This window comes from Pelagibacterium montanilacus, assembly GCF_003992665.1.
GTDB lineage: Bacteria > Pseudomonadota > Alphaproteobacteria > Rhizobiales > Devosiaceae > Pelagibacterium > Pelagibacterium montanilacus.
This window is the reverse complement of sequence record NZ_RZMX01000028.1, coordinates 1-3,667: the sequence shown is the minus strand read 5'-3', so window position 1 is coordinate 3,667 and position 3,667 is coordinate 1. Positions and strand designations below refer to the sequence as shown.

The following is a 3,667-nucleotide window of genomic DNA, read 5'->3' as shown; positions in this document are numbered from 1 at the left end:
CTTCGGCAAGCCCTACGACCATTCAACTATCGCGCAATCGATGCGCGAAATGCTGAAACGATAGCGCGCCTGCGAGGATATTCTCCGGCCTGCTCAACGAGCAATGCTGGCGTCAGCTCGCGTTGCTATCACCGCACCTGAGAATTGGGTAAGCGCCCACCCGGGGTATGTTTGTCGCGCTGAGAGGCGTTTGCGAGAAAGCCTTCCAGATGTCGTTTCTTGATCAGTTTGTCGATGTTTCACCCGACGCCATTGTCATCGCCGACGCTAACGGGCTCATCGTGCACTGGAACCCGGCCGCAGAGAGCATGTTTGGGCTGCCAGCGGACGAAGCATTGGGCACCTCGCTCGACGTGATCATTCCCGAACCAATGCGTGGCGCGCATGCCAAGGGCATGGAAAGACTTTTGGCCGGAGGTCAGCCTCGGATTGTCGGCACCGTCCTAGAAGTCACAGCACAGCATTCCGATGGCAGCCACTTCCCAATAGAAATGTCCTTGTCGATGTGGACCCAAGAGGGCGAAGCGCGCTTTGGGGCAATTGTGCGGGACGTATCCAAACGGCGGGCGAACGATGATCGGCTGCACCACCTGGCTCATTTCGATCAGCTCACGCTGCTGCCCAACAGAACGTCATTCCTCGAGAACCTCAACAATGCCCTCGGGCAGAGCGTGCAATCGACCGTGTTGCTCGTTGATCTGGACCGGTTCAAGGAAGTCAACGATCAGCTGGGTCATGCGGCTGGGGACGCTGTTCTGATCGAAGCTGCGCTAAGAATTCGGCGTTGCGTTCCGACTGGAATGGCGAACGTTGCACGGCTGGGCAGCGACAAGTTTTCCATTCTTTTGACGGGCGAGACGGATCCTTCACGGGCGGGGGCGCTGGCGACCGTGGTTCGTCGTGAACTGCGCAGGCCGTTTGATCTGGCCGGCAGACTGGTTTGGGTCGGCTGCAGCATCGGCATCGGCATGTCGCCGAGCCACGGTGATGATGCAGCGACGCTGATCGGCAGTGCAGACCTTGCCCTTTACGAAGCAAAGGCCGAAGGTGGAGACGGCCAACGTTCATTTGTCCCGGCATTGAAGACCGCTGCCGTTGCGCGGCGAAGTTTGGAGATAGATCTTCGGGAAGCGTGGGAAGCCAGGCAGTTCGAGGTGTTTTATCAGCCGCAGATCAGGCTTGAAGATCGCCAGGTCGTAGGTGCAGAGGCTCTGCTACGATGGAGGCACCCCGAGCGGGGACTTCTTGCACCGGGCGCCTTCCTTTCAACCCTTGAGAACAGCTCTCTTGCCGCTCCGGTGGGGACTTGGGTGCTGGAGGCCGCATGCCGACAAGGAGCTGCATGGAACAGGCAAGCGAGCGGGTTCCTTATGGGCGTCAACCTATTCGGGGCCCAGTTGAAAACCGTCCCTTTGACCGAGACCGTCCGGTCAACACTCTCGCTAACGCAATTTCCGGCACGACAGCTCGAACTCGAGATCACCGAGAACATCATGCTGGCCGACGATGAATGCGCGAAAGATCAGCTCAATGCGCTGCATGACATGGGTGTTGGCCTGGCATTTGATGATTTTGGCACGGGCTACGCTTCGCTGGCTTTTCTCAAGCAGTTTCCCATTACGCGGTTGAAGATCGACCGAAGCTTTGTGAGCAACGTTCGCGCAAAGGGCTCGGACGCAGCCATTGTTCAAGCCGTGCTGATGCTGGCGCGCAAGTTCGGATTGTCCGTGATCGCCGAAGGCGTCGAGACCGAAGAGCAGGAAAAGCTCCTCAAGAAATGGCGCTGCCCTCACGCGCAGGGATACCTTTATGGCAAACCCGTCGCGGCTACCGCGTTTGCTATTTCATCGGCGTTTCCGCACAATAGGCCAAGCTCCGATCCTATGCGCAAGTGAGTGAACATCGCTTTCGAACAGCATAGAGCCTCGAATTGAACGGCAATCGTTCAGCCGATTTTTCCTAATGTCACCTTTAACGACGGTTGCCCGACGCTTGCGGCCACCGAGGAGCTATTGCGGGATGGACTGGTTATCAGAACGTCAGCTTTCCGGGGCTGTGCTTGACGCACTGACGGCAAGCATCTGCGTTGTCGACCAGAACGGTATGATCGTCGCCGTCAACCAGGCCTGGCGGCGGTTTTCCAGTGATAACGGTGGCCGGGGTGCTTTTCTCGGCGAGAACTATTTGGACGTTTGCAGACGCGCCAAGGGACCGGGCGCGAAGGCAGCACAACGCTTCGGCCAAAACGTGGCTGACGTGCTCTTCGGCCGCCGCGAGAGATTTGAAACCGAGTATCCGTGCCATTCTCCGAAGGTGCGACGCTGGTTTCTTGCCCGGGTGACGCGGCTCCATCCTGCAGACACGATCGCTGACCCTGATGCCGAGCGCGTGGCGGTGGTCACTCATCAGGACATTACCACCCGCAAGCTCCTCGAGTTCGATCTCAAAAAGCTGGCTGAGACCGACGAACTCACCGGCCTCAAGAACCGCCGGAGATTTCTGGCGGCTGCAAACAAGGCATTGGAGAGGCTCAAGCGCTTTGACGCGCCCGCCAGCCTATTCATCATTGATCTCGACAACTTCAAGACCATCAACGACACCCATGGACATGCCGTTGGCGACGGGGCCCTTTGTCACGCAGCCGAACGGTTCAAGCGCGCCATCCGTCGTCGTGATCTGTTGGCGCGGATTGGTGGGGAGGAGTTCGCAGTCCTGCTGCCCGACGAGGATGAGTGCGGTGCGATGATGGTTGCGGAGCGCCTTCGCACATTGATTGCCGCCTCTCCCCTGAGTGACAAATCTGGACCAATTGGCCTCACAGTCAGCGTCGGCGTGACGTCTTTGCGCAAGGGCGATCAAAGTGCAGATGATGCTCTGGGGCGGGCCGACCGTGCCCTTTATCGCGCAAAAGACGAAGGGCGAAATCGGGTCAGGGCTTCCACGATGGGCCTTGCTCCCCCCACCGTCCCATGATCGTCCGAGCAGGGGACGTCTGCCCGGCGGCAGCTGGTTCTGCGCCCATAGGGGGGTCAACCCACCATCGAGCCTGCTACGCCCAGGAGGAGCGGGCGGGGATAAACTCCTCGTTGCGGCTCTGAGCATGACCCTCGCCTGGCCTCATGCTTTTCTCGACAAACCCGCCTGTGCTGACGCAGGAACAGCCAAGGCGACCCGAGTTCCTCCATTCTGCTTCCTGTCGGGCGACGCAGCTTGTGCCAATCCCATTTGTGTGCGATATGATCCCTACACGTTTTCAGCCTATGTCGGCTGCCTGCTGCCGGTCATGCCGGTCCTTGGCTCTCTGATCTATCATGCGAACGTTTGTAGTGCCCTCACGCATGTTGCAGAGGGCTAACCGCTCGTTTCGCTTCGGCTCCGAGCTTAAAGGATATTCCCCATGGCCACCGTCAACGGTACCGTCAAGTTCTTCAATACCACCAAAGGTTTTGGCTTTATCACGCCTGAAACCGGCGGTAGCGACCATTTCGTCCACGTCAGTGCCGTTCAGAGCGGCGGCCTTGATGGCCTCTACGAAAACGACAAGCTGACCTACGAAGTCGAAACTGGTCGCGATGGACGTCAGTCCGCAGTGAACCTGACGCTCGTTCAGTAAGAGCTGGCTGGTTGCAACAAAGCTAAAGGTCGCCCGTGTGGCGGCCTTTTTTGT

Annotated in this window: 3 protein-coding genes; all 3 read left to right on the top strand. The window is 58.6% G+C overall.

The window, feature by feature from the left end; genetic code table 11:
* Positions 1–209: 209 nt before the first annotated feature.
* The 3 genes from EO136_RS10020 (at position 210) to EO136_RS10010 (ending at position 3,613) form a co-directional block, all read left to right on the top strand.
* Positions 210–1,895, top strand: a complete 1,686-nt coding sequence (locus tag EO136_RS10020; protein WP_164730525.1) for a putative bifunctional diguanylate cyclase/phosphodiesterase — start codon at positions 210–212, stop codon at positions 1,893–1,895.
* 124 nt (positions 1,896–2,019) lie between these two features.
* Positions 2,020–2,973 carry a sensor domain-containing diguanylate cyclase gene (locus tag EO136_RS10015; RefSeq protein ID WP_164730524.1) on the top strand — a complete coding sequence of 318 codons (954 nt, stop codon included), beginning with the start codon at positions 2,020–2,022 and terminating at the stop codon, positions 2,971–2,973.
* A gap of 424 nt (positions 2,974–3,397) precedes the next feature.
* Entirely contained in the window at positions 3,398–3,613 is a 216-nt protein-coding gene (locus EO136_RS10010) for a cold-shock protein (RefSeq protein ID WP_127144299.1), read from the top strand.
* The last annotated feature ends 54 nt before the right edge of the window (positions 3,614–3,667 follow it).